Source organism: Myxacorys sp. (assembly GCF_059501405.1).
This window is the reverse complement of the sequence record NZ_JCACCM010000153.1, coordinates 1-23,893: the sequence shown is the minus strand read 5'-3', so window position 1 is coordinate 23,893 and position 23,893 is coordinate 1. Positions and strand designations below refer to the sequence as shown.

Sequence of the window (23,893 nt, the reverse complement as noted above, 5' to 3'; positions counted from 1 at the left end):
AAATTATTTGTAGCTTTTGCAATGATTTGCTACGGTTTATTACAGATCCTTAACCTAGGGTCTCTCTAAATTTTGTTTTTATGCCGTTAAGCAACTGATTTTTAAGGTAGGTAAGCTTCATGTCTATGACGATCGCCCCAGACCAGGTAGAACGGATTGTTTGGAACCAGCATCACGACCCCTTTGAGGTTCTTGGCCCTCATCAAAGTGAGCAGGATGGCAAATCCGTTTGGGTGGTGCGTGCTTATCAACCCAATGCAGAAGCAGTAACGGTCGTGTTTCCAGAGCAGCGAACCGAGTATCCGATGCGATCGCTGCATCATCCTCATTTCTTTGAATGCGTGATCGATACTCCCGATTTGGTGAACTACCAGCTGCGAATTAAAGAAGGCGAAAATGAGCGCGTGATTTATGACCCTTATGCCTTCCGCTCTCCCTTCTTAACTGAACTTGATACCTATCTATTTGCCGAAGGCAATCACCATCGAATTTACGAAAAGCTCGGAGCGCACCTCACGACTCAGAACGGGATCACAGGCGTTTACTTTGCTGTCTGGGCACCCAACGCTCGCAATGTCTCTGTAATTGGCGATTTCAACTACTGGGACGGGCGCAAGCATCAAATGCGGAAAGGATCTACCGGAATTTGGGAACTGTTCATTCCAGAATTGACCATAGGTACGCACTACAAATATGAAATTAAGAACCACGAAGGGCACATCTACGAAAAGTCTGATCCCTATGGTTTTCAGCAGGAAGTTCGTCCTAAAACGGCATCGATTGTCACTGATCTAGATTCCTACACGTGGACGGATCAAGAGTGGATGGAGAAGCGGCGCCAAAACGACCTAGCGCAGCCCATTTCGGTCTATGAAGTACATGTCGGGTCTTGGCTACATACCTCCTCCACAGAACCCGCCCTACTATCAAATGGAGAAACGGCATCTGCTGTCATTGTGTCGGAGCTAAAGCCAGGAGCGCGATTTTTAACCTATCGAGAATTGGCAGATAAACTCATTCCTTATGTAAAGGAGTTGGGGTTTACCCATATTGAACTGTTGCCAGTCGCAGAGCATCCGTTTGACGGATCATGGGGATATCAAGTCGTTGGACATTACGCTTGCACCTCCCGCTATGGTTCTCCCGAAGATTTCATGTACTTTGTGGATCAGTGCCATCAGAACGGAATTGGTGTGATCGTAGATTGGGTTCCAGGCCACTTTCCCAAAGACGGTCACGGACTCGCATTCTTTGATGGTAGCCACTTGTATGAGTACGCTGATCCTCGCAAGGGTGAACACAAAGAGTGGGGAACGCTAGTTTTTAACTATGCGCGTCATGAGGTGCGAAACTACTTGGTCGCGAATGCGCTCTTCTGGTTTGACAAATATCATATTGATGGAATTCGCGTCGATGCCGTTGCTTCCATGCTCTATCTTGACTATCAGCGCAAAGAAGGCGAGTGGGTTACGAATCAGTATGGCGGTCGAGAAAATATTGAGGCTGCCGACTTTCTGCGGCAGATGAACCATACTATTTTCAGTTATTTTCCTGGCGTCTTGTCGATCGCTGAAGAGTCCACTTCTTGGCCAATGGTGTCTTGGCCCACGTATGTAGGTGGTTTAGGATTCAATCTCAAGTGGAACATGGGCTGGATGCACGACATGTTGGATTATTTCCACATGGATCCTTGGTTCCGTCAGTTTCATCAAAATAACGTCACCTTTAGCATGTGGTACAACCATAGCGAGAATTTCATGCTGGCACTCTCACATGATGAAGTGGTGCATGGCAAAAGCAATATGATCGGTAAGATGCCTGGAGATGAGTGGCAGAAGTTTGCTAACCTCCGATGTCTCTATGCCTTCATGTTCACCCATCCGGGCAAGAAGACTCTATTTATGAGTATGGAGTTTGGTCAGTGGAGTGAGTGGAATGTGTGGAGCGATTTAGAGTGGCATCTGCTTCAGTTTGATCCTCATCAAAAGCTGAAGCACTTTGTCTCTGCCCTCAATGCTCTTTACCGTCGTGAACCTGCTCTTTATACTCAAGATTTTGCTCAAGAAGGATTTGAATGGATCGACTGTAGCGACAATCGGCACAGTGTTGTCTCATTTATCCGCCGCGATCAGCAGTCGGATGATTTTATTCTGACGGTTTGCAACTTCACGCCTCAACCACATAGCCATTATCGAGTTGGCGTTCCTGAACCAGGATTTTACACAGAACTCCTCAATAGTGACGCTCGTGACTATGGTGGCAGCAACATGGGCAACCTCGGTGGCAAGTGGACAGAAGAGTGGGCGTACCAAAATTTCTCTTACTCCCTGGATCTTTGCTTACCGCCCTTAGCAACGGTGATCTTCAAGCTCGATCGCCAGAAGACGCAAAATGCCAAAGAACTGAAGCACGCTACAGAAGATTAGTCGCACTTTGGGTCTTTTTTCTCAGGGTGGCTCTCTCCTGCGCGCATTGCTCCTAATAAACTAGAGACGATTGCGCAGCGTTTTTTAGAGCCGCCTGAAGAAAGGGATAGCGTGACTCGCCCAAACCTCCCTGACACTTCACCATAATCATTAAATCGAATCTTGTAGATGGTTCCTTTCTTTTCCAAAGTGGTTTCTGCATCTATCTGCACTCCATCGCCTAAATTACTCCAAGACAAGTTAGAGAGTTGGCTCTCGGTTAGCTCACCAGCTTCACTAACTGGATAAATGAGCCACTGAGCATTGTTCCCTGATTGCCTGAAATATGCGTCATATCTGATGCGCTGCAATTTTGACTTAATTTGTGCCTGCCGCATCACATCAAACACTTGGTTCTGCGCTACAGTCAATTTTTGATTGTTGAGAAATGCAGTCCAAGACGGAGCCGCGATCGCGGCCGTGATGCTAATCATGGCCACAACCACCAGAACTTCCAGTAGCGTCATACCCTGATCTAATCTAGTTCTACCGAAGTGCTGTTTCCATTTTTCACGTCGATACGACTTGGCAAATCGCTTAAATTGCGGTAGACAATTGTGTAGCGGCATCGGCAGATCTAAAATCAAGTGAATGAAGACGAACGATGGCAAGCTTGATCTTAGGCTACTGACAATCAGTATCTGTGCCTTCCTGCACTGCACCTAGTAGCGTTTTAATGGCGACACAACGACGAGGATTGGTACTACTAACCACTCCAACCACGATTTTGTACCCGTTGGTTGTATCTAAAGCAGTGTTGTTGGTTTTAACCACATTGCCATAGGTATCAAACAAGACAGAAGCATCAAAAGGTTGGCTTGCTGGTGCTGGTACAGAATTGATTTTGATTGTCCCAGGCTTGATATCCCCGTTGCCCAAAGTCTGCCAGTTCTGAACATTGCTTTTAGGAGTATCAATTGAATCGCCCATAACTGGAATAGTCGCCATTCTAGGCGTGTTGCTATTGTTGTCGAAGACGACAGCACGATTAATTTTTGTGCGTTTCGCTTCAGATTGGGCGGCTCGTAGGGTCTCGAAGACCTGATTTCTAGCCGTGTTGACCCGCTGATTGTTCAGAAAAGCCACCCAGCTAGGAGCCGCGATCGCAAACATCACGCCGATCATGATGATAACCACCAGCATTTCGAGCAGCGTGAATCCTTCTGTCGATCGCTTTGAAAATCTTTGCCTTTTCATCGTTCTCCCCCAGTTGAGCCAGCCTTAGATATTCTTGTTTAACACGCCCCGTGTTAGTACACGAGTTTCTAACGGAAGTGGGACATTACTATTTGAACTCACTCCTGGTCTACCTGAGGCATTCCCTTGAAGGCGAACAACTACTTCTTGGTTTAAAGTACCGTTACTCTCTCTACCCTTTACACACACGTAAAACCCTCTTCTTTCACTGAAGACAGTCAATTTGGGAGTCATAATGTAGTCATCAGGGCAGGTAGCATCACTAGTTAGCTGATTCCTATCAATATAGTCAAGCAAAACTTGATTGTTCGCATTTGTAGCGGTGTCACCATCTATCCTTTGATAACCAGAAGTGTCTTTATAGTTCTTATCTAGGGGCCAGTAGTTGAAACCTGTACTTTCTCCTGCTGGGTATAGCCAGCCTTTGGTCACGGTGGGCTGTGTTCCTGCTGCCCCTACGCTGCTGTCAGTAAACTGAGGCAGGTTGTATCGCTTGATCCTAGCTTTACCCTTCCAGTTTTCAGAAGCAGTCCAGTCAAGGGTGTAGACAACCAGAGTATACATACGACGAGAAATGCAGGGAACACCCGCTACGGCAGCAGGAAGGGCGGTGCTGCTAGAAAAAGCGGTCGCGTTGTTACTACAGGCAGTTTTTAAGTTTTGAGGAAGATCTTCCACTTTCCAAAACGCCAGAACAGGTAAAGTGCTTGTTCCGCCCGCAATAGGTGCAGGGAGATAACTGAGTAAACCAGTACAGTCTTGGCTCGTATTGACGGTAGCGCTATTAGCAACAAGACAGTTACCGTCATACACATAAACAGCTTCCCGTAGATCGCGAGAAATGTAGTCTACTGCCATTTGGACTTCTCGCTGTGTATCGCTTCGCGCCGCCTCGCGCTGGTTTGTTTCTAACAGCTTGACGACCATAAACAGCAGCGCACCCGTAATCACGCTGCCAATAAATAGCGCGACTAAAAGCTCAATGAGCGTGAAGCCCATGTTTCGCTTTTGCTTTGATGTTGCTAGACGTGGCAGTATGCTTTGCTTAAAAAATGTTCTGGACATTGTTGGTATCTCTGATAGAATTTCACCTCTAAAACATGTAGCTGTTTAGCACTTCCGTGAACCTTGAAGATCTGTATTTGTAGGTTTGCAGAGTGCTCTATAGAGATCCATATTCGTACTGGCGTTACTGGGCACGATCGTGGAGTAAAGAACTGCAAGGGGACGTTGCAACTGGTTGCCAAGTCCAGTTGTTCCTTTCAGGCTAACTTGCTCTTTCTCACCCTTATTTGCATTCAGGTTCTCTCTAGCAACAAAAGAGTAAACTCTCACTCCCATCACAAAGCCTGCGGGCTTTTGTCCTGCTGCGATCGCAGCACCATTGGCATCGAGACCTCGACTACGAAAGGTTTGAACAAGAAAATCGGCGTCACAATTGCCATTCTGATCCAGATCAACATCGACTTGAATGTACTTATTCTGAGCATCAGGAATCGATACGTTAGTTTTGGATGAGCATGACGGGTTTGCAGTCACAACTTTGTTTTCTTGAGCGCTATTTGGTGCAGCAATGCCAGCGCGGACTTCTTCTTCGGTGCCTGCATCGGGAGGCAGATTAGTAAGGTCAAATTTGTCCCGCTCGACCAAAGCGCGGACGCGATCAATTTCTCCTTGAGCAAGTTGCAAGGCTTGCTCTGCTCTCCGGGTCTGCACACGAGAGCCAGTTGCCCAAAAAATGGGAGGAGTAATGCTGACAACGGTAATTGTGACGACAATTATGGCGACTAACCCTTCAATGAGTGTGAGTCCTTCGTCAGAGCGTTTCACCGCTCGTCGCTGAACCAACTGAAGTGCTAGCCGTAAGGCTATGCCAGGAGCTATAGCCTTGCCTATGTGAGTAATGCGTAATGACATCTGAGACTCCTGCTTACTATTAGCTACCCGGACAGTTAACAGTGACCCCAGCTGGAACAATTCCAGTGCTGGCCTTCACTGCCGTACAGAGTTTGGCAATGTACGGATCGTTTGCAGGGGGTTCGCTATAAAATTCACTGCGATTTTTATCAGAAGTAACGAAACGGCTTGCAGCAGGTCCCGCAGGACTAAGGAGCAGTCCTACGTCATATCCCCAAAAACGGGTGGGAGGTTCGTAATAAGGAATGCTCTCGCTCTCGACCTCAACGCCCGCATTTTCCGGTTCCCACCTTTCCGTCTCGAAAGGTGCAGTCGCATAGTTACTAAAATTAAGCTGTAGGAAAGAGCCAGCGAAGAATACCTTTTTGCCGCCTTCCCAGTTCTCAAGGAAGCGTGGAAAGTTATGAAGTCCACCATAGCCTTGGTTTTTACGAGACGGATGAATACCACTCACAATGATGGAATTAATTCTCGTCTCACTAGGCGTCATGAGACGCGCTCCCTTGTCTTTCTCCTCGATGGTGAAGTATGTAAGACCTCTTCCTGCATAAGTCTGTGGTTTGTTGACAGGCTGTGGAGTTGTAGGGCTAGTTGGTTGGCTGCCTAAAGCTTGAGGACCTGCCACTACAGGTTGACCAGCGCGAGAAATTTTGATGGGCGATGTGTAATCTGGCCAGTAGTCCAATCTGCTCTGTGTTGTAGATGTAGATCCTGTTGGAGATATATATCGCTGTGAGTATGTAACAAGAGAAGAGTTTTCTCGCACCCAGTCATAACCAGTTTCTAAAGGTGACTTAGGACGGTTTTGATTGTGAAACGACGTGCGTCCGTTGGAGGAACAGCCAGGACCATACAAACCAAATCTGTTGTAACGGGTTCGATCGGCATTGAGCGCTCCTACAGTTGGAGGGCTGCCGCTACCTGCTGCTGGCAGTATAAAGTCGGGGACTAATGTTCCAGATCTAGTGCCAGGCTGAATGAAGCTGTCAGCAATGCTGCCATCGCAAAAACTGCTTGAGAGAATCGAGATGCTGTCAGCAAAAATTTCTGAAGGACGCCAACGGTCTAGAGTCGGTTTAGCGAAACGATCATCTTTAGTCTCTCGGTTGTAAAACTCCTCTTTTGTGTAAGCGCTGCTCGATGAGTCAAACAGTCGTTGTGTAAACTCCTCAATATTTTCCCCACGTATAGTATCTGTGCCGTCTTGATGGAGGTTAAAGTCACCTTGGATATAGACAGGCTGATCCGTAAAGAATGATAGCCCTCTGATGTTTTTCTTCACGTCAATCAGACCATCAGTGCGCTTGACTTGTGCCCCATTACGCAATCTGAATCCGTGGCTTCTGCGCTCTGGATCTGGCAAGAAGTCAATTGCTTTTGCTGAAATGCCTCGTGCGTCAACAGCAGGATCCTTGGACGCGTCAGGATTCGTTAGATCCATACCCAATGTCGAATCAGGTCGGTCAATGGCATCTTCACGAACAGCATCTTCACGGAAGGCATATACCATACCACTTTCAGGCAGCCAAACATTTGCTGTGCCAGCCGCGTTATCTCTTAGCATTCCTAAATCGATGTCTAAGGTGCGGGTCAGTAAATACTGACGACCATCGAAGAAGGCGCGATCGAGGAATGGCACTGCTGTAACAATGGCGCTATCAGTGGTCTGAGCAGAAGCAGGGGCTAGGATAAAGTTGGTTGGCAGATTTACACCGCTTGATGCAGATGGACCTGAAGTTTTAAAGTTTGCGGGGTAACTGCCTGCTGGAAGGCTTGGTTGAGATACTTTAGGCAACTTCCAATCGCTTAGACTTCTAGGCTGCAATGCAATTTCTTTAACAGAACGGTCTGGAAGTGGAAAAGGAACAGTGGAAGTCCATGTAGGGGGAGACGACTTGGGAATGCTGGAGTAAGGACGACTACTGTCAGCAGATGGTAGAAGATCGCCATTAATCCCGTTAGTTACTTGGATATTGCTGAGTTTTAGACCAGACTCAGGTTGTGCATACTGCGCTCTATTTTTACCTGCTTGTCCAGGAGTTGCTTCCGAAATTCTCTTGAAGGTGAAGCTAGTGGTTTTGACATAGCTATCTTGAACATAAGGTTCAACATCAGGATTACCCGGAAGTGAGGTGCCGTCAGGCTGCCGGTGGTCGTACTTCCGAGTTGTATCGTTACTGCCAAGAAGGGAATGGCTCTCTTCTGGAAAAATGTAATACAAGGCAGGAAACTTTGGTAGCACCGTTGCTCGTTTATCGTCAGAGAGATCTCCGGGCACATAGTTGCGGGTATCAATGGTTCCGCAAAGCCGCGAGATAGCCAATCTGTACCTACCCAATGTCCTGTGAGTCAGTTTTGGTATCCTACTATTGTCTCGCTTTCCATCCAGGGCGACTGAAGAAGTAGCCCGTCCAGCTACACCGTCCGGATCATTACCAAAGGCGTCAGAAGAAAAATTGGGAAGCTTGTCACCAAACGTAAACTCATCGGGGTCGCAGGCAGTTGGAAAGACGGGATAGAATCCGGTTTGGAAGTTGACGACATACTCTCCGAAAGCGGGAGAAGGTCGGAAGCCGAAGGTACGATCGCGTCGAATTTGGTGGTGCAGCATGATTAATTCAGCCATGCGAATTCTTGGATCGTTCTCAACATCTGAGTTAGTCGTAGCAGCGATTTGTCGCTTTAGTACCCCAATAAAGGCTTCCGGTGGAACGTTGTAGTAGTCTCTTGGATTGTAGGCTCCAAGCCCTTGATAATCGCCATTTGGGTCGTAGTTGTAGGTGCTTAACTGCGACTTCGGCAGCACCTCGCTTTCCGCACTTGTGACTACGCCATCCATCAGCCCAAAGAGCCGCGCCGCTAAATCTGACAAAACTCTACCGTTTGCATTCAGTGCCGGGATCGGATCTCTGTCTGGCTTCAAATCATTGTTTGGATTAGATGGGTCGAATTGCTGGATCCCATCAATGTTGTACGCCAAAACCCCTAGTGTACAAGCCGCCGTTTGGAGATAAGTCTTATCTGCAATACTGAGACTTGCATAACTAGTGCCAGCCTCTAGCCTGTTTATCACTCTTCTCAAGTTGGAGAAGTTGCCCCACATCGTTAAGGCAGGGTAGGGATGAGCCTTTGAGTCGCCTGTTTTAGGTGGATACGCGCCATCTGGATCGCCAGCGAAATGAGCAAGGTTAGATAATGCTTTGCGTAAAGCGCTATCAGAATTCATCGCTTGCTCAAACTGGGCAGCAGTGTTGGCAGGCGGGTTAAATTCCCAACCGTTGGAGCCTTGACCGACGAAGAGATTCGTTCCTAGAAACTCAAAGGTTGAAATATCCTTGTCGCCTCCCGTTGCAAACTTGGTCGGCAAAAAGTTGATCGATCGCCGTAAGGTTGTGGGTGTGCCCGGATGAGCCGTCGTTGCAAGACAGGCGACGGGGTAATCTTTGTTTTCGCTGACATTGAAGTGATAGATCGCCGTGGCTTGTGCGGCTGACACATTATCTCTTAGCGACCGTCGCTGCACGTCAATGTGCTTTACCGTTGCTCCTGGCAGCACAGGGTAAGGTTTAACAGTGGGTGGATACAACGGATCGCCTTCGGTTTCTCCTGCTTCAATGTAGTCATTGTTTCCAGAAGAGTTCTGCTTTGGAGCAAACCAGGTATTGAGATTTCCCAACTCTAGTCTTTCACCCACTAGAATTCGTAATCCTTTGCTTCTGGCACGACGCTCCCAGTACCCATCTAAACCGACAGCACCCTCACTGTCCACAGCCGTAGAGGGCGGATCTTGCAGAGTCAGTCGAGAGTATTCATTCCCAACGATCGGGTCGCCTACTTTCTTGCCGGGAGGAATTTGCCCGTTGTTGTTGTTGTCGTACCTATATTTCGGACCCCAGCGATCGTCAGCGCGGTAAAGGTCATCAATATAAGGCGCTTTCTCAGTCACGTTTCTGATGCGTTTTCCTAGGTCTGAATCTTTGAATTTATTGCCTGTGTCCCATGTTTGTAGATCAGTGTTGTTACCATTGTTTCGATTGGTATAGCCATCTTCTGTCAGAATCTTGTTTGGATTGATCGAAATATCAATAGGAGTAATGTCGCCTTTAACAGAATCACTAACATTAGTCAGAGCCTTCGCGGTATTGGTTCCGTGAATATAAATGTTTGACGATCCAGAAGTGTCGTTGTCCCTTGTTGTTCCAGCCATTACAACACCTTGAAACAACGTCTGTTTATTTTCGACGTAGTTTGTAACTGTAATCTCGGAGTTAGAAGCTGGGTTATAGACACAAGAGTTTTTACCACTGACCAGATGAGCATTGAGCTTGCCATTCTCGCCAAGGATTAAGCTTCCTTCGGTATGCATTGCCCCGTTCCAATTGAACAGCTGACCTGGATAAATTTCTAGATCATTACGAAACCAAGCTCCCCATTTGTTGCCTCGATTAATGCGGCGATCTTGGTGCAGTTCTAGAGTGACAGCGGTTGATTTTGCGCTGTCTGGAATGACTAGGGCATCAACTTGAAAATTTTTCAGAAGCGTTGAAGTATTGCTGCTATCTTCAAACCATCCGCCTTCTGGTGCGTTGTTTCCGCTATTACTTGTTCCACAGCCAATTGCTTTAAGATCATTACTTAACGGGCCATGGCGAACAATTAACTGAGCCGCTTTTTCAGTGTCTTTTAAGGAAAGTAATTGTTCACTTGTACTTCGTTGTGTCGGCGTTTCTTGAGGAGTAGGAGTTTTGAAGGTAACTGAGTAGACAACCGTTGCATCTGCTTTTCCATCGCTGTCGAGGTCAGTACGGTAAGTCCAGGCATTATCCTTTTTCGTATCGCCATTAAGATCTATTCGTTGCTCATCGGGCAATTTGTAAGCGTCAATTGGATTGCCGTTCTCGTCTTGCACGGGAAGCTGGACAATGCCACCAGAGCCATCGTTAAGCAGCATGTTGTAAAGTAAGCTCTCACCAGGTACACCACCGGGGTATCGGGTGTCGCGGTTGGAGTCAAACAAAAACTCCAATTTAGAGCGTGCCCGATCGATCGCTGGGGTCGCCGCATTATAAATGACTCTCTGCTGTGCTTCACCAATGACTTGAGTGTTGCGGTTGTAAGCCCGGAAGGTGAGCGCACCAACGGTCAGTGCCACGACCAGAATGAGCAACACTGTGGTTGGCAACACAAAACCAGCCGTTGCGACTCTTCCTCGACGCTGATTAGAGAGTGCAGTTCGGAGAATCCAATTGATGAGGGTTTTGGTTAGAGATCGATAGAGTCTCCAACTTTGGCGGAATAGTCCCTGAATTGCTTGAGCGAGTTTGCGGTGTGACATGGCTGCTGTTTTAGCACGAGAGAGACGATGCGGAAGCGATTTTGACTGAGTGAGAAAAACTACTGTCTTCATTCACTCAGAACTGAGGTTAACCAGAAATATACGAGTCAGAATGATTACTCTGCGGGAACGGCGGAGCGATTTGATCGGTTCAAGAAGGCTTTACAATTCAAGTGATAAAAAGGGATCTGAGCTAAAGCGCTCATAAAACTTGCCTAAAAAATTTGACGCACAGATATGAATGGACTCATGTTACCCATCTGACTCCTCTTTTCGATCAGAGACTGAAAAGTTTTAGTGCCTAAAACTTCCAATAAAAAACTGGGGCTAGTGCTATCACTGCTACCCCAGTTTTTTCAATATAGACCTGCATCAATATCTGAGTCAGGCTCGGAGAATTAGTTTTCTCAGCGTCAAGATTAACGATCGCAAAAGGTCTGTTTTGCAAAAAATCTTACAGACGGCTCAAATCGATGCCTGCTTCTTTTGCAAATACATCCAAGCTTTTGTGCTCTAGTGTTTTGATTGCCTTAGTCGAGAGCCGCAGTTTAACCCAACGATTGCCAGATTCCCACCAAATGCGTTTCCACTGCAAATTGACTTCTTGCAGCTTTTTAGTCCGGCGGTGAGAGTGAGAGATAGCAAAGGCGTTGTTTGCCTTCTTACCAGTGAGTTGACATTTCCGCGCCATAGTAATCTCCGAGTTGCGTAAACACAAATTTTGCGTACAGCTTTCTATTCTACCAAGTCTTGCCCTTGTCAAGAACAAAAAATAAGACGAATTAGGCAGATAAGGTCGAAAGGGCGCCATCAATAGACTGTAAAACCTGCTCGACTTCTTCAGCCGTTACAATCAGAGGCGGCACAAACCGAACAACTTTTGGACCTGCGGGAACGAGTAAAACACCTTCTTGCATTGCCGCTTTGACGATATCAGCCGACGTTAAGCTTGCCTCTGCATGAAGTTCCATGCCGTTGATTAAGCCCCAGCCCCGAACCTCTGCTACGAGGGTTGGAAACTTCTCGGCGATCTGCTTCAACCCCGATCTGAGATGCTCACCTTGTTCTCGAACATTTGCCAAAATGTTTTCTTTTTCTAACGTTTGACAAACTGCCAAGGCGACTCCACAAGCGAACGGATTTCCGCCAAACGTGCTGGCATGATCTCCAGGCTGGAATACGTCGCAAAAGGATTTGCACAGCATTGCCCCGATCGGAATTCCACCCCCTAATCCTTTAGCAGAAGTGAAAACGTCCGGCTCAATACCCAGATTCTCGTAACCCCACCAAGAGCCTGTGCGGCCCATACCGACTTGAACTTCATCCAGGATTAGAAGAATGCCAGTTTGATCGCAAATCTCACGGATGCGCTGAAAGTAGGTGCGATCTCCGGGACGAACACCGCCTTCTCCTTGCAACCCTTCGAGAAGAATGGCGGCGACTTGGCGCGGATCCCGATCGAGATCCGCGACCGCGTTCTCTAACGTCGCAATATCGTTGTACGGGACGTAGTGAAATCCTGGCACTAGAGGATTAAAGTCCTTCTGATATTTAGGCTGCCCGGTTGCCGTGATAGTGGCGAGGGTACGTCCGTGGAAACTCGCCTGGGCCGTGAGGATAATCGGATTCTCGATATTGAGAACGGTATGCCCATACTTTCGAGCGAGTTTAATTGCACCTTCGTTTGCTTCGGCTCCGGAGTTGCAGAAAAAGGCGCGATCGGCGCAGGAATGCTGAACGAGCCATTTGGCTAATTCGCCTTGTTGCCGGACATAGTAAAGGTTTGAGACGTGATGTAGGGTTTGAATCTGTTCGGTAACGGCAGCAACCATCGCCGGATGCGCATGCCCTAGTGTGCAGGTGGCAATGCCTGCGACAAAATCCAGATATTCTCGTCCTTGGTCATCCCATACGTGGCAACCTTGTCCTCGTTCTAGGACTAACGGAAACCGTCCGTAGGTTTTCATCACGTATTCGTCAAACTCAGTTTTAGTGAAAGAGCTGGACGTTGAAGGGGTTTTGACAAGGATTTCTGGACTCACTGATTTAATTCCTTAATAAATTGAAGGTGAAAATCGAGAACTTCAGTATGCACAGTGTAGAGGAGTTCCTCCTGTGCGGGAAAGGCGGATCAAAATCTCTATATCGATCTTATAGAGATCAGTATGAAACCAGGTAAGGTCAGTAGAGACAATCGCGGGGATAGAAGTCACAAGGTTATGACACAGTTAATTGCGATAGTTGGAAGTGACCAAGGGCGGTTTGCGGAACTGGTGACGGTTTTAATTATTCTGTTGCTCGTGGCAACCATCGTAGCTCTCTTGTCCCGTCGATTGCAGTTGCCCTATACGACGGGTTTGGTATTGGCAGGACTCGCGATCGCGGAGTTTTTGCCCAGTCGCATTGGATTGGATTCCTCACTCATCATTAATCTGTTTCTGCCGATTCTGCTGTTTGAAGCGGCCATTAATACTGACATTAGCCGACTTCGCAGCACATTAAAGCCAATTTTGTTACTTGCGGGCCCAGGAGTTGTGATAGCCGCTGGGGTAACGGCAGTTGGACTGAAGTTTGGGTTAAGTTTGGAATGGATTCCTGCTCTACTGGTCGGCGTCATTCTTGCCGTTACGGATACGGTTTCAGTGATTGCAGTGTTTAAGGAAATCTCGGTTCCATCGCGGCTAATCACGATTGTAGAAGGCGAAAGTCTCTTTAATGATGGAATTGCTCTAGTTTTATTTAGTTTAATCCTTAAATTTAATGCCACCGGGAGCGTCACCGTTTTTGAGGGCATTCAAGAACTATTGGTTGTGATGGTCGGTGGGTTAGTCGTCGGGATCGCTCTTGGATATTTAGGCATTGGGCTGTACGTCCGGTCTGATGATGATCCGCTTAGTAGTATTTTGTTGACGGTTGCGATCGCGCTCAGTGCCTTTCAATTGGGTCAGCTTTTAGGCGTTTCAGGGGTCGTTGCGGTTGTCGTGGCGGGGTTGCTCATTGGCAATTTAGAGCGATCGAGCCGGGTGTCTGCTTCAAGTCGGATCACGGTGTTGAGCTTCTGGGAGTATGCCGGGTTTGGCGTCAACACCTTTATTTTTTTACTGATTGGACTGGAACTGAGTTTGCCGACCTTATGGAGAACATTGCCTGCTGTCCTGCTTGCAGTTCTGGCGTATCAAATGGGACGATTTTTGGCAGTTTATCCGCTCTTAGCTCTTGTCAGCAAGTTTGACCGTCCTGTACCGCTCAAGTGGCGACACGTTTTATTTCTTGGAAATATTAAGGGATCGCTGTCGATGGCCTTGGTGTTGAGTTTGCCGGGATCGCTACCGGGGCGAGAGGCATTAATTGCGATCGTATTTGGGGTGGTTCTGCTCTCTTTGATGGGACAGGCGCTGAGTTTGCCCTTGTTTGTGCAGCGTTTGCAGCTATCGCATGTGTCTCCGACACAGCAGTGGATCGAAGGATTACAGTCTCAGCTAATGACCGCTAAAGCTGCCCAAGATGAATTAGACACCTTGCTTAAAGCAGGTGTTTTAGCCAAATCAATCTACGAAGAGATGCGATCGGGCTATCAGGTTAAGGTCGCTGCCGCAGAACGATCGCTGAGAGATTTCTACAATCAGCGCGAAGAAAAGGGACGCCGAGCAGAACCTCGATTTGAAGCAGTACGGCGGCGGTTGCTGCTGGCTGAGAAAAATGCGCTGAGTGACGCACTGCGGAAGCGCATTTTGTCGGAAGACGTGGTGCGATCGCGATTAGCGGCGCTCGATCAGCAATTGCTGGGATTGGAGGATGATTAAGCGCAGTTCTGCATAAAATCAATGATCTCGTGCATCAATCCGGGTTTCGTCGCCACTAGAACCGTTGACTCCGGCTCCAGAATGGTGCTGCCGTTGGGGATCATCAGATCCATGTGAGCCTGAGGCTGATAGCCAATGATGAGTGATCCCTGAGGAAATTTTGGATCTTGAGCCACTTCGGCAACGCTTCGACCGACCACGTTACAGTTTCCCGAAATCGGCAGTTTGACAACTTCAATCTGTCCTTGCTCAAAGTGCATGATCGACTCGACTTGCGGATATTCGATCACGTTAACCATCGTCGAAACCGCCAGTTCGATCGCATTGATCACATGGGTTGCCCCCGCAAATCGATAGGGTCCAGCAAAATCTCGGTGGCGCATTCGCACCAAAATGTGTGGGACACCGTAATGTTTTGCTAGTGTCACCATAGCCAGGTTAAGCGCATCATCTCGCAGCACCGCCACCAAAGCATCTGCTTTTCGGATGCCTGCTTCTAGCAAGACTTCTGTGCTAACGGCACTGCCTTCAAACGTAATCACACCCAACTGCTCGCGGGCATAGTGACAGGCCGCAGGATTAATATCGATGATGGCAACGGTGTGTCCTAAATCGACTAAGCGCTGTGCCAGACTCAGCCCAATCAGCCCTGCACCCCCAATTAAGACATACATAGCGACCTCTCTAAGTTTTTCTCTATCATTATTTAAGCGAAGAAACGTTAGAGAGCAAGGCCTTTGTTTTTGAGGGCTTTTGAGGGGATCTTGCAATGCCGCAGAGCTGACGCAAGCGTTAGTCCAGCTTTAAAGAATTGACAGGCACTTCATCCCAAGAGTCAACTTGCCGGATGCGAGCGCTCCAGCCTTCTGCTTTTTGAGTATCGGTGAGATTGTCATCAAACGACTGGTGACAGGCCTCGGCTTGAGTTTCGTCACGGCAAGCAATGCACGCATAGACTAATCCAACAGGATCAAGCTGTTCATTTACCCAAATTGCCACGATCACATCCTCCAAGACTAATAGGAGATTACTTACAGAATACGGGAAATTGGCAGAGTTTCAAGGCTTAGGCCGCGCCATGTGCTGGAGAGCATCTCCTGTCACCCGGCAGATGCGCCAATCTGGGAGAACAGTCGCTCCGATGCGTTGGTAGAATGCGATCGCGTTTTCGTTCCAATCCAACACACTCCACTCCAAGCGTCCGCAGTTGCGTTCAACCGCGATTTCAGCGACCTTTGTAATTAAGGCGCGACCGATCCCCATTTCTCGGTAGTTGGGCAGAACAAAAAGATCTTCAAGATAGAGTCCGGGCTTGGTGAGAAAGGTGGAATAGTTGTGGAAGAAGAGGGCAAATCCAACAAGCTGATCAGAAGATTGGGCTACGATCGCTTCAACACACGTGCCACCTGGTTTGGAAGGATCACCAAACAAATGCAGCGCCAATGCTTCAGCCGAGCCAGTGACTTGATGAGCTAATTTCTCATATTCCGCCAAAGCTTGAATGAGCGAGAAAATCTCAGGGACATCTGAGGAGATCGCAGAACGAATTTTGAACATTATTAAGTTGGAAGGCGTAAAAAATATAAGTTTTGAGCCACATAGTCACTCAAAACCCATATCTTAAAACTAATTTCTTAAAACTAATTGCTGTTCTAGCCCAACCAACCTTTTAATCGCTCCGCAATCTGAGGACGACGCAGCTTTCGCATTGCCTTGCTCTGAATCTGACGGACTCGTTCTCGCGAAAGATTGAACATGCCACCTACTTCTTCCAAGGTGCAAGGCTTGCTGGTAGTCAGACCATAGCGTAACGAAATGATGTCCTTCTCGCGCTGAGTCAACACGTTACCTAAAACATCCCAAATCTCCTGGCGGAGCATCGTTTCGCTCATCTGGGACTCTGGCGATTGTGTATCCCCATCTTCTAGCAGATCCATTAACTCGGTGTCTTCACCTTTCCCAACTCGGTGGTTCAATGACAGCGATTGGCGGCGAACTTGCTGGAGGTGTTGAAGCTGCTCAACAGTCAGCTCTAAGGACTGCGCAAGTTCCGCTTCAGTTGGGTTACGATGCAGTTCTCGCTTGAGTTCGCGATGGGCTTTCTTCAGTTTGTTGAGCTTCTCAACAATATGGATTGGCAGACGAATCGTGCGGGCATCATTCGCGATCGTCCGAGTGATCCCCTGGCGAATCCACCAGTAAGCGTAGGTCGAGAACTTGTAGCCCTTGTCGGGATCAAACTTTTCGGTCGCCCGATTCAAGCCCAGCGCTCCTTCTTGAATCAAATCTAAGAACGGCACGCCGCGATTGAGGTAGCGTTTTGCGATCGATACCACGAGGCGAAGATTGGAGCGAATCATTTTCCGCTTTGCTACCCGGCTCCGGTGCAATCGACTCTCAAGCTGCCGCTCGGTTAAGCCAACTCGCTCAGCTAACTCGGCTCTGGTAGGAGTGCGCCCCAGTTCTTGAAAGAGTTGTCGCTGGATCTCTTCCATCTCGACGATGTACTTGACTCGTCGAGCTAACTCAACTTCTTCATCAGCTTTTAGCAGAGGGTAGCGTGCCATTTCTTTAAAGAAAGCGCCCACGGCATCATCTGCGACCGTTTTGCTGTATCCTGCCGACCGAGCCGAAGCAATCTGATCGATCGCATCCTTGACTTCATCCGTACCACTTAGATCGTCCGCGATACCCTCTAACCCATCGAAGTCAGTGTCCCCTTCAGTCGGAAGCACTTCTGAAAAATCTATGTCTGGCTCTAAGTGCTGAGAGTCAGCAGGATTTGAGTCGGCTTCACTAATCACAAAGTCCAAAGTACGATTGGGAAGAGTTTCTGTGCGAGAACTGTTGCTTTGCTCGTTCATATCAACGCCGTATTATTGATGTAGCTTTACTCAACGAGTTTTCGTTTCAGAAGAGAATTACTTTCTGCTGCTTTCGTACCTTCAGAATTAACGATTTCAGCCATCCAGATTAATGTTAAAAAAATGAACGTTGATACCATAAATCTACAAGCTACAAAAGGCTAAAGAAGAAACTAAAACGCTTGAGAAAGGTTAAGTCATGAAAGAGACAGAAATCTACCTTCAGGTGCCTTTCTAGAATTAGCTCTTTGCTGATCCTTTAATCAAAAGCTCAAGTCGGAAGCTGAGGTTCAACACGTTAAGATTAACTTGACGAATCCTCGATTCCCTAACAGAACAGGATGGAGATCCTTGAATGCTTTAAATTCTCAGGATCACTTTAGATTCTAGCGACGACACCAATTTTTTTTGGTATGCCGTGCAACTAAAGTGCTGCGGCAGCGTTTTGTTATTTTTTGTTTGCTGCTATAACAGCCTCTCATACAGAATCAGATTTTCATCTCTACCAATGGTGGGAAAAGCAGCAAGTAGGATCTAAGCAAGATGAGTAGTTTCCAAAACTACAATGAGTAGTTTCTAACACAAAGGGAACTTGTTGCTGCGATTTTACAGCGCTAGTCGCGGAGATGCCTTATTCTGTAAACTCGGTCGCTCGCTAAAATGAAGGAGTAGTTTACTTGCACTACTTTTTCATATATTTGCACCACTTGAAGTAAATGTGAGAGATCTACGAAGTGGGCGATCGCAGTGTTGTCTGTTAGTCCTGAGTTCGCCGCTCACCGCTTTTCGTTACGGAATTTGCGATCAGGGCTGTAGAATCACGGGTGCTTAATTCCGAATCCATTCCGTCTATGACTGCCAGTATGCTTGACTTCTTCTCTACTGATGCTTCTTCTGGTATGGCGGAGCTAGGCGCGGCTAACTTCAATCGTTGGGTGGAAGTGTTAGTCGATTGTCCAGGAACGCAAGGACTCTACACCTATGCCTTGCCAATCGAGTCTGCCATTCAAGTGGGTGACATTCTGAGCGTGCCCTTTGGTACACAACAAGTAGGCGGTATCGCGGTTCGTTTACTGAGTGTCTTGCCAGACGATCTAGATGCAGATCAAATTCGATCCGTCGATGCGATCGTGAGTGCAGGCTTTTTTCCGCCGTCCTATTGGGCGCTCTTAAATCAGGTTGCAGAGTACTATCACACGTCGTTGATGCAGGTGGTCAAGGTTGCCTTACCGCCAGGATTGCTGGCGCGATCGCAGCGTCGAATCCGGCTTCTGGGAAACGAAACAGACGAAACAACCGGATCACCTGCGGCTCAGCACATTCTGTCTCTTCTAAAATCGAGCAAAACGAAAGATTATTCGTGGCAGTTCATTCAGCGTCAGGTTCAGGGTGCGTATCGAGGGTTACAAGAGCTTTTGAAGGCGAATGTGGTGGAGAGCTATTTAGAGCCTCCGGCTAATGTTCGACCCAAGTTGCGTCAAGCGGTCACGCTAATTTCTACAGAAGGAGGGATTAGCGATCGTTATCGAGAGATTTTAGAAGTTCTTAAGCGGCAAGGCGGCGAGATGTGGATGACGGATCTGCTGCAACTGTGTCGCACAACCGCGCCGACGCTAAGAAAATTGGAGCAGCAAGGCTGTCTAGTTTTGCAGCCGCGAGAAGTGTTGAGATCTGAATACGCCCCAGATATAGGCGAAGAGGGAGAAAAATCGCTCACAGACGCTCAGGCGTCAGCGCTAAAGGAGATTCGTCAAACGTCAGGATTCGCTCAAATTCTGCTGCATGGCGTGACTGGATCGGGGAAAACCGAGGTGTATTTACAAGCGATCGCGCCTATCTTACGCCGGGGACAATCAGCGTTAGTCCTAGTTCCTGAAATTGGATTGACGCCGCAACTCACGGATCGCTTCCGGGCAAGATTTGGGCATCAAGTCTGCGTCTACCATAGCGCCCTTTCCGAGGGAGAGCGATTTGATACGTGGCGGCAGATGTTGAGCGGAACGCCTCAAGTTGCGATCGGGACGCGATCGGCTATTTTTACGCCTCTTCCCAAACTTGGGTTAATTGTTCTCGACGAAGAACACGATTCTAGTTTTAAGCAAGATCAGCCTGTACCGTGCTATCACGCTCGCACCGTGGCCCGATGGCGGGCTGAACTAGAAGCATGCCCGCTGATTTTAGGATCGGCGACGCCGTCGCTTGAATCTTGGGTAACGGCACAAGAGAACAAGCCTCAGTCACATTATCTGTCGCTGCCACAGCGAATTTTAGATCGTCCGATGCCGACGATCGAGGTGGTGGACATGCGGCAAGAATTACGCGATCGCAACGGCTCGATTTTCAGCCGATCGCTGCAAAAAGGGTTGCGTCAACTAAAAAACCACGGGCAACAAGGACTCCTATTCATTCATCGGCGAGGACACAGTACGTTTGTGTCGTGCCGGAGTTGTGGCTATGTGATGGAATGCCCCAACTGTGATGTGTCGCTGTCATTTCATCACACGCACGAGACTGCAAAACCTCTGTTGCGCTGTCATTACTGCAATCATGCCCAGGGCCAACCAAAGGCGTGTCCGTCCTGCGGATCACCATACTTTAAGCAGTTTGGTAGTGGAACTCAGCGCGTAATCCAAGAGTTAGAGCGGCAGTTTCCAGAATTAAAAGCGATTCGGTTTGATAGTGATACAACACGGGCGAAAGGAGCACATCGGGCACTTCTGGGCCAATTTGCCGATCATCAAGCCGATCTGCTCGTCGGCACGCAGATGCTTACCAAAGGCATCGATTTACCTCAAGTGACGCTCGTGGGAATTATTTCCGCCGATGGTTTGCTGAATCTTGCCGATTTTCGGGCCAGCGAGCGGGCGTTCCAAACCTTAGTACAGGTTGCAGGACGAGCAGGACGGGGCGAAGAACCCGGACGAGTGATTCTGCAAACCTACTCACCCGATCATCCAGTCATTCAGGCCGTGCAGCGGCAGCGGTATGAACCGTTTGTAGCGGCAGAACTTCAGCAGCGAGAGGCACTGCACTATCCACCTTACGGACGCCTGGTACTATTTCGGATCAGTGGAGGAAACGCGATCGCGGTGCAGAAAGCCGCAGAGCGCGTGGCGGCAGAATTATCGCACTCAGAAGAGTATGAGGTGTTGGGACCTGCTCCTGCCACCATTCTGAGAGTCGCTCAACGCTATCGATGGCAGATTTTGCTCAAGTTTCCGGCTGCCGATGTTTCTGGATTACCCGACTTGGCTCACCTGCGATCGCTCTGTGGTTCTACCGTCAGCCTCACAATTGATGTTGATCCGATGAATCTCATGTGAGCTTTGCTTCGGGTAAAATTAGCATCGCATCACCAAAGGAGTAGAAGCGGTATCCTTGAGCGATCGCATCTTGATAAAGTGCCAACAGTCGTTCCCGTCCAATCAATCCACTCACCAGCATTAATAAGCTTGATTTTGGCAAGTGAAAATTGGTAATTAGTCCGTCTACAACGCGCCACTGATAGCCGGGGTAGATGAACAAATTTGTTTTGCCGTAATAGGGGCGGAGTTCACCCGATTGAGACGCGCCTTCGAGCGATCGCACCGCCGTTGTGCCCACGGCGATAATTCGTCCTCCCTTCGCTTTGGTTTGCCGAACTTGCTCCACCGTCTCTTCTGGAACTTCAATCCATTCTCCATGCATCTGATGGTGGCGGATGTCTTCGACTTCCACAGGGCGAAACGTGCCAACGCCGACATGCAGCGTCACAAAGGCGCGTTGAATTCCTTTAGCATCAAGGCGCTCGAATAACTCCGACGTGAAATGTAACCCAGCCGTTGGAGCCGCGACTGCACCCAAGCGATCGGCATAGATCGTTTGATACTGTTCAGGCTGGGAGTCAGCCTGGGTAATGTAGGGTGGAAGCGGGAGTTGACCAAACTGCTCAACCACTTCTAGCAGCGATCGCCCATCCGACACCTCAAATTGCAAAATTCTACCTCGGGTCGCTTCATCGCTTGCCACAACTGAAGCAGTGAGATGGACATCTGTTTCCTGGTGAGAGGCAAACACAATTTGGCTCCCTGGCTTCAGGCGTCTACCGGGTTTAACCAACGCCAACCATTGATTGCGCTGCTGTTCCTCTAGAAGAAGAATTTCTACAGCGGTACCCGTTGTTTTTTGACCAAAAAGACGTGCCGGAATCACACGGGTGTTGTTAAATACTAGAAGGTCGCCTGACCTGAGGAGATTGGGCAGATCGCAAAAAACCTGATGGCAATGCTGTTGCTGATCTTGCACCACGAGGAGACGTGACTGATCTCTAGGCGTGATGGGAGATTGAGCAATTTGTTTCTCTGGCAAAAAATAGTCGTAACTGGCAAGTAACTGGTCAGCATCCACAGAAGGTTCCTTCACAGCAACATCCCAATTAAATCATGAGCGGTTGTTCAGTGATGATGAGCCGGAATGCGGGTTCATCGTTTACTGCATTTTATCGACGTGGATATGGGTGAGGTTCCCCATAGGATATCGGGTGCTTCTCCCCTACCGGAAACTCGAGGTTAGCCCGAACATAGGAGGTGTAGCATTTGCTTGGGTAAGGACAGTTCTATGGAATATCTCTACTATTTGGCGAATGCCAGTCTCACCCTGAGAATCGTTGAGTTTCTCCACGGAAGAACTCAACTGCCCGTCAGCTATATGACTGTCATTCACCAAATCGACGGTTGGGTCGTTAGAGTCAAGATGGATCACGCGCTTGATGCGGATCAAGACGGCGATTTTCAGGCGTTTATGAAAGAGTTGGGCATTCCTTATCAGCCAGGGATTCGGATTCAAATGGTGCTCTGGGGACTTGAAACAGGCCAGTCTCCAGTCGAAGTGATGCAACGCTATCAGGTTGCGGTAGTGTCTCACGGAATGCCGGATAGCGTTGAAATCGAGGAGTTTCGTCAACAGTTTGTGCAGGGGTTGGGCTACTGTCCTGAAACTCTTGCCTAGAAATTCTTAACTTATCTGGTTTAGAGTTGTGTGAATGCGTTAGGAACGTAAGTTTGCAGGGTGAGTTCGTGCCCTGCGACGACCTGACTAAACTGAGAACTCCTCCTCACAGACTGCTTTGATGGAGACCTCTGGCGTTTGACGATCGCGACATCAAAGCGGCACGGATAATCTACAAGGTGAGGATATTTCACCAGAAACGATTGTGCTGTTTTCCAAAGTTTTGCTTGCTTTGCAGGCGTGACTGCTAGCAATCCATCCTCATCCCAACTTCCCTGACTGCGGGTTTTTACCTCTACAAATGCAATCAGGGAATTTTCTTTGGGCAGTTGTGCGACGAGATCGAGTTCTCCAAAGCGGCACGTCCAGCGTTGGTGCAAAATTTGCCAGCCGTGCGATCGTAGCCACGTGGCGACAAACGCTTCGCCTAAGAGCCCTAAGTTAGCTTGATCAGAAGGTGTAGGGGAGTCCACATCAGGTACGATCAAAAATGGAATTTTGAGACGCAATGATTGTGAGACGCACTGTGAGGCGAGGATCAGAACGATTCACTACGCCAAGTGTATTCGCGCTCTGTCTCAAACATTCCCAAATATGAGTGCTAATCACCCTTTTGGTTTGACTTATCGAAAATGAGTTGTAGAAACGCTGTCTTGCTCTCGCGTGCTTCGTCGATCTTTAAACGCTTTACCCTGCTCCAAAAGATGCGGAGTGCGGTTCCTACGCTGTTGCACTTTGCGCTAATCGCGCTAATGTTGGCGGTGACGTTTGGAGGACTTTCTGCCCCTGCCTTGGCAGAAGATTTCAACAAGGCATTTTTGATTGGTAAAGATTTTTCAGGACAGGTGCTGACCGATTCAAGTTTTACAAAATCAAATCTTCGGGATGCGAATTTTAGTCATACCGATCTTCGAGGCGTGAGCTTTTTTGGAGCGAATTTAGAGCGAATCAATCTTGAAGGTGCAAATTTGAGTAACAGCACCTTGGACGCAGCACGGCTAACGAATGCCAATTTAACCAATGCCATCTTGGAAGGAGCCTTTGCGTTTAACGCGAAGTTCGACGGCGCAACGATCGACGGGGCAGATTTTACCGATGTTCAGGTCAGACCCGATGCGTTAGTCGTACTCTGTGACATCGCCAGGGGAACGAATCCTACGACGGGGCGCAATACCCGCGAGACGCTGTTCTGCGATTAATAAGATTAGACCTTTAATGTACCGATCGCGCTAGAACTTTGAATCACGCTCTCGTAGCAGAGACACTTCTACTAACCCAAGTTGCGAGTTAGAAGCAGGAGCAGGGTAAAACCAATAAAATCTCTCC

Annotated in this window: 18 protein-coding genes; 5 read left to right on the top strand and 13 right to left on the bottom strand. The window is 48.3% G+C overall.

Annotated elements, in window-relative coordinates; genetic code table 11:
* Positions 1–119 precede the first annotated feature (119 nt).
* Positions 120–2,426, top strand: a complete 2,307-nt coding sequence (gene glgB / locus AC5I6P_RS21040; RefSeq protein WP_495695720.1) for a 1,4-alpha-glucan branching enzyme — start codon at positions 120–122, stop codon at positions 2,424–2,426.
* Here the strand turns inward: glgB and AC5I6P_RS21035 are convergent.
* From AC5I6P_RS21035 to AC5I6P_RS21005, 7 genes are all read right to left on the bottom strand, one after another.
* Positions 2,423–3,076 (bottom strand): pilus assembly FimT family protein, encoded by a 654-nt coding sequence (locus tag AC5I6P_RS21035; RefSeq protein ID WP_495695719.1) that lies wholly within the window; start codon positions 3,074–3,076, stop codon positions 2,423–2,425. The genes glgB and AC5I6P_RS21035 overlap by 4 nt on opposite strands.
* A gap of 13 nt (positions 3,077–3,089) precedes the next feature.
* Positions 3,090–3,662: a prepilin-type N-terminal cleavage/methylation domain-containing protein gene (locus AC5I6P_RS21030; protein ID WP_495695718.1), complete on the bottom strand. Its 573-nt coding sequence runs from the start codon at positions 3,660–3,662 to the stop codon at positions 3,090–3,092.
* 24 nt (positions 3,663–3,686) lie between these two features.
* Positions 3,687–4,727 (bottom strand): PilW family protein, encoded by a 1,041-nt coding sequence (locus AC5I6P_RS21025; RefSeq protein ID WP_495695717.1) that lies wholly within the window; start codon positions 4,725–4,727, stop codon positions 3,687–3,689.
* A 45-nt stretch (positions 4,728–4,772) separates the two neighbouring features.
* Positions 4,773–5,579 (bottom strand): type IV pilus modification PilV family protein, encoded by an 807-nt coding sequence (locus tag AC5I6P_RS21020; RefSeq protein WP_495695716.1) that lies wholly within the window; start codon positions 5,577–5,579, stop codon positions 4,773–4,775.
* A 19-nt stretch (positions 5,580–5,598) separates the two neighbouring features.
* Positions 5,599–10,986 (bottom strand): hormogonium polysaccharide biosynthesis protein HpsA, encoded by a 5,388-nt coding sequence (gene hpsA / locus AC5I6P_RS21015; RefSeq protein WP_495695715.1) that lies wholly within the window; start codon positions 10,984–10,986, stop codon positions 5,599–5,601.
* A gap of 382 nt (positions 10,987–11,368) precedes the next feature.
* Complete coding sequence (rpmB, locus tag AC5I6P_RS21010) at positions 11,369–11,605, bottom strand: 50S ribosomal protein L28 (RefSeq protein WP_495695714.1); 237 nt, start codon at positions 11,603–11,605, stop codon at positions 11,369–11,371.
* A 91-nt stretch (positions 11,606–11,696) separates the two neighbouring features.
* On the bottom strand, positions 11,697–12,956 hold the full coding sequence (locus AC5I6P_RS21005; RefSeq protein WP_495695713.1) for an acetylornithine transaminase: 1,260 nt from the start codon (positions 12,954–12,956) through the stop codon (positions 11,697–11,699).
* A 177-nt stretch (positions 12,957–13,133) separates the two neighbouring features.
* On the opposite strand from AC5I6P_RS21005, the gene AC5I6P_RS21000 reads away from it, so the two are divergent.
* Positions 13,134–14,717 (top strand): cation:proton antiporter, encoded by a 1,584-nt coding sequence (locus AC5I6P_RS21000; protein ID WP_495695712.1) that lies wholly within the window; start codon positions 13,134–13,136, stop codon positions 14,715–14,717.
* On the opposite strand, the gene AC5I6P_RS20995 is transcribed toward AC5I6P_RS21000, so the two are convergent.
* From AC5I6P_RS20995 to AC5I6P_RS20980, 4 genes are all read right to left on the bottom strand, one after another.
* Positions 14,714–15,391, bottom strand: a complete 678-nt coding sequence (locus tag AC5I6P_RS20995; RefSeq protein ID WP_495695711.1) for a potassium channel family protein — start codon at positions 15,389–15,391, stop codon at positions 14,714–14,716. The genes AC5I6P_RS21000 and AC5I6P_RS20995 overlap by 4 nt on opposite strands.
* A 118-nt stretch (positions 15,392–15,509) precedes the next feature.
* Positions 15,510–15,716: a glycogen debranching protein gene (locus AC5I6P_RS20990; protein WP_495695710.1), complete on the bottom strand. Its 207-nt coding sequence runs from the start codon at positions 15,714–15,716 to the stop codon at positions 15,510–15,512.
* Positions 15,717–15,776: 60 nt separating this feature from the next.
* Positions 15,777–16,274, bottom strand: a complete 498-nt coding sequence (locus AC5I6P_RS20985; RefSeq protein ID WP_495695709.1) for a GNAT family N-acetyltransferase — start codon at positions 16,272–16,274, stop codon at positions 15,777–15,779.
* A 95-nt stretch (positions 16,275–16,369) separates the two neighbouring features.
* Positions 16,370–17,581: an RpoD/SigA family RNA polymerase sigma factor gene (locus tag AC5I6P_RS20980; protein ID WP_495695708.1), complete on the bottom strand. Its 1,212-nt coding sequence runs from the start codon at positions 17,579–17,581 to the stop codon at positions 16,370–16,372.
* An 824-nt stretch (positions 17,582–18,405) separates the two neighbouring features.
* On the opposite strand from AC5I6P_RS20980, the gene priA reads away from it, so the two are divergent.
* On the top strand, positions 18,406–20,904 hold the full coding sequence (gene priA / locus AC5I6P_RS20975; RefSeq protein WP_495695707.1) for a primosomal protein N': 2,499 nt from the start codon (positions 18,406–18,408) through the stop codon (positions 20,902–20,904).
* Here the strand turns inward: priA and queA are convergent.
* The gene (gene queA, locus AC5I6P_RS20970) at positions 20,897–21,982 is read right to left on the bottom strand and encodes a tRNA preQ1(34) S-adenosylmethionine ribosyltransferase-isomerase QueA (protein ID WP_495695706.1); all 1,086 of its coding nucleotides are present in this window, start codon (positions 21,980–21,982) and stop codon (positions 20,897–20,899) included. The genes priA and queA overlap by 8 nt on opposite strands.
* Before the next feature lie 195 nt (positions 21,983–22,177).
* Here queA and AC5I6P_RS20965 point away from each other — a divergent pair, with 195 nt between their 5' ends.
* A complete protein-coding gene (locus AC5I6P_RS20965; RefSeq protein ID WP_495695705.1) occupies positions 22,178–22,567 on the top strand; it encodes a hypothetical protein in 390 nt (129 codons plus the stop codon).
* A gap of 20 nt (positions 22,568–22,587) precedes the next feature.
* On the opposite strand, the gene AC5I6P_RS20960 is transcribed toward AC5I6P_RS20965, so the two are convergent.
* The gene (locus tag AC5I6P_RS20960) at positions 22,588–23,040 is read right to left on the bottom strand and encodes a YraN family protein (protein WP_495695704.1); all 453 of its coding nucleotides are present in this window, start codon (positions 23,038–23,040) and stop codon (positions 22,588–22,590) included.
* Positions 23,041–23,199: 159 nt separating this feature from the next.
* Between AC5I6P_RS20960 and AC5I6P_RS20955 the strand changes: the two genes are divergently transcribed.
* Positions 23,200–23,766 (top strand): pentapeptide repeat-containing protein, encoded by a 567-nt coding sequence (locus tag AC5I6P_RS20955; protein ID WP_495695703.1) that lies wholly within the window; start codon positions 23,200–23,202, stop codon positions 23,764–23,766.
* The last annotated feature ends 127 nt before the right edge of the window (positions 23,767–23,893 follow it).

What these genes read in the sequence shown, in the direction of transcription:
- glgB (WP_495695720.1), top strand. Translation starts at nt 120, where the DNA reads ATGTCTATGACGATCGCCCCAGACCAGGTAGAACGGATTGTTTGGAAC.
- AC5I6P_RS21030 (WP_495695718.1), bottom strand. Translation starts at nt 3,662, where the DNA reads ATGAAAAGGCAAAGATTTTCAAAGCGATCGACAGAAGGATTCACGCTG.
- AC5I6P_RS21025 (WP_495695717.1), bottom strand. Translation starts at nt 4,727, where the DNA reads ATGTCCAGAACATTTTTTAAGCAAAGCATACTGCCACGTCTAGCAACA.
- AC5I6P_RS21020 (WP_495695716.1), bottom strand. Translation starts at nt 5,579, where the DNA reads ATGTCATTACGCATTACTCACATAGGCAAGGCTATAGCTCCTGGCATA.
- hpsA (WP_495695715.1), bottom strand. Translation starts at nt 10,986, where the DNA reads ATGAAGACAGTAGTTTTTCTCACTCAGTCAAAATCGCTTCCGCATCGT.
- rpmB (WP_495695714.1), bottom strand. Translation starts at nt 11,605, where the DNA reads ATGGCGCGGAAATGTCAACTCACTGGTAAGAAGGCAAACAACGCCTTT.
- AC5I6P_RS21000 (WP_495695712.1), top strand. Translation starts at nt 13,134, where the DNA reads ATGACACAGTTAATTGCGATAGTTGGAAGTGACCAAGGGCGGTTTGCG.
- AC5I6P_RS20995 (WP_495695711.1), bottom strand. Translation starts at nt 15,391, where the DNA reads ATGTATGTCTTAATTGGGGGTGCAGGGCTGATTGGGCTGAGTCTGGCA.
- AC5I6P_RS20985 (WP_495695709.1), bottom strand. Translation starts at nt 16,274, where the DNA reads ATGTTCAAAATTCGTTCTGCGATCTCCTCAGATGTCCCTGAGATTTTC.
- AC5I6P_RS20980 (WP_495695708.1), bottom strand. Translation starts at nt 17,581, where the DNA reads ATGAACGAGCAAAGCAACAGTTCTCGCACAGAAACTCTTCCCAATCGT.
- AC5I6P_RS20965 (WP_495695705.1), top strand. Translation starts at nt 22,178, where the DNA reads ATGGAATATCTCTACTATTTGGCGAATGCCAGTCTCACCCTGAGAATC.
- AC5I6P_RS20955 (WP_495695703.1), top strand. Translation starts at nt 23,200, where the DNA reads ATGAGTTGTAGAAACGCTGTCTTGCTCTCGCGTGCTTCGTCGATCTTT.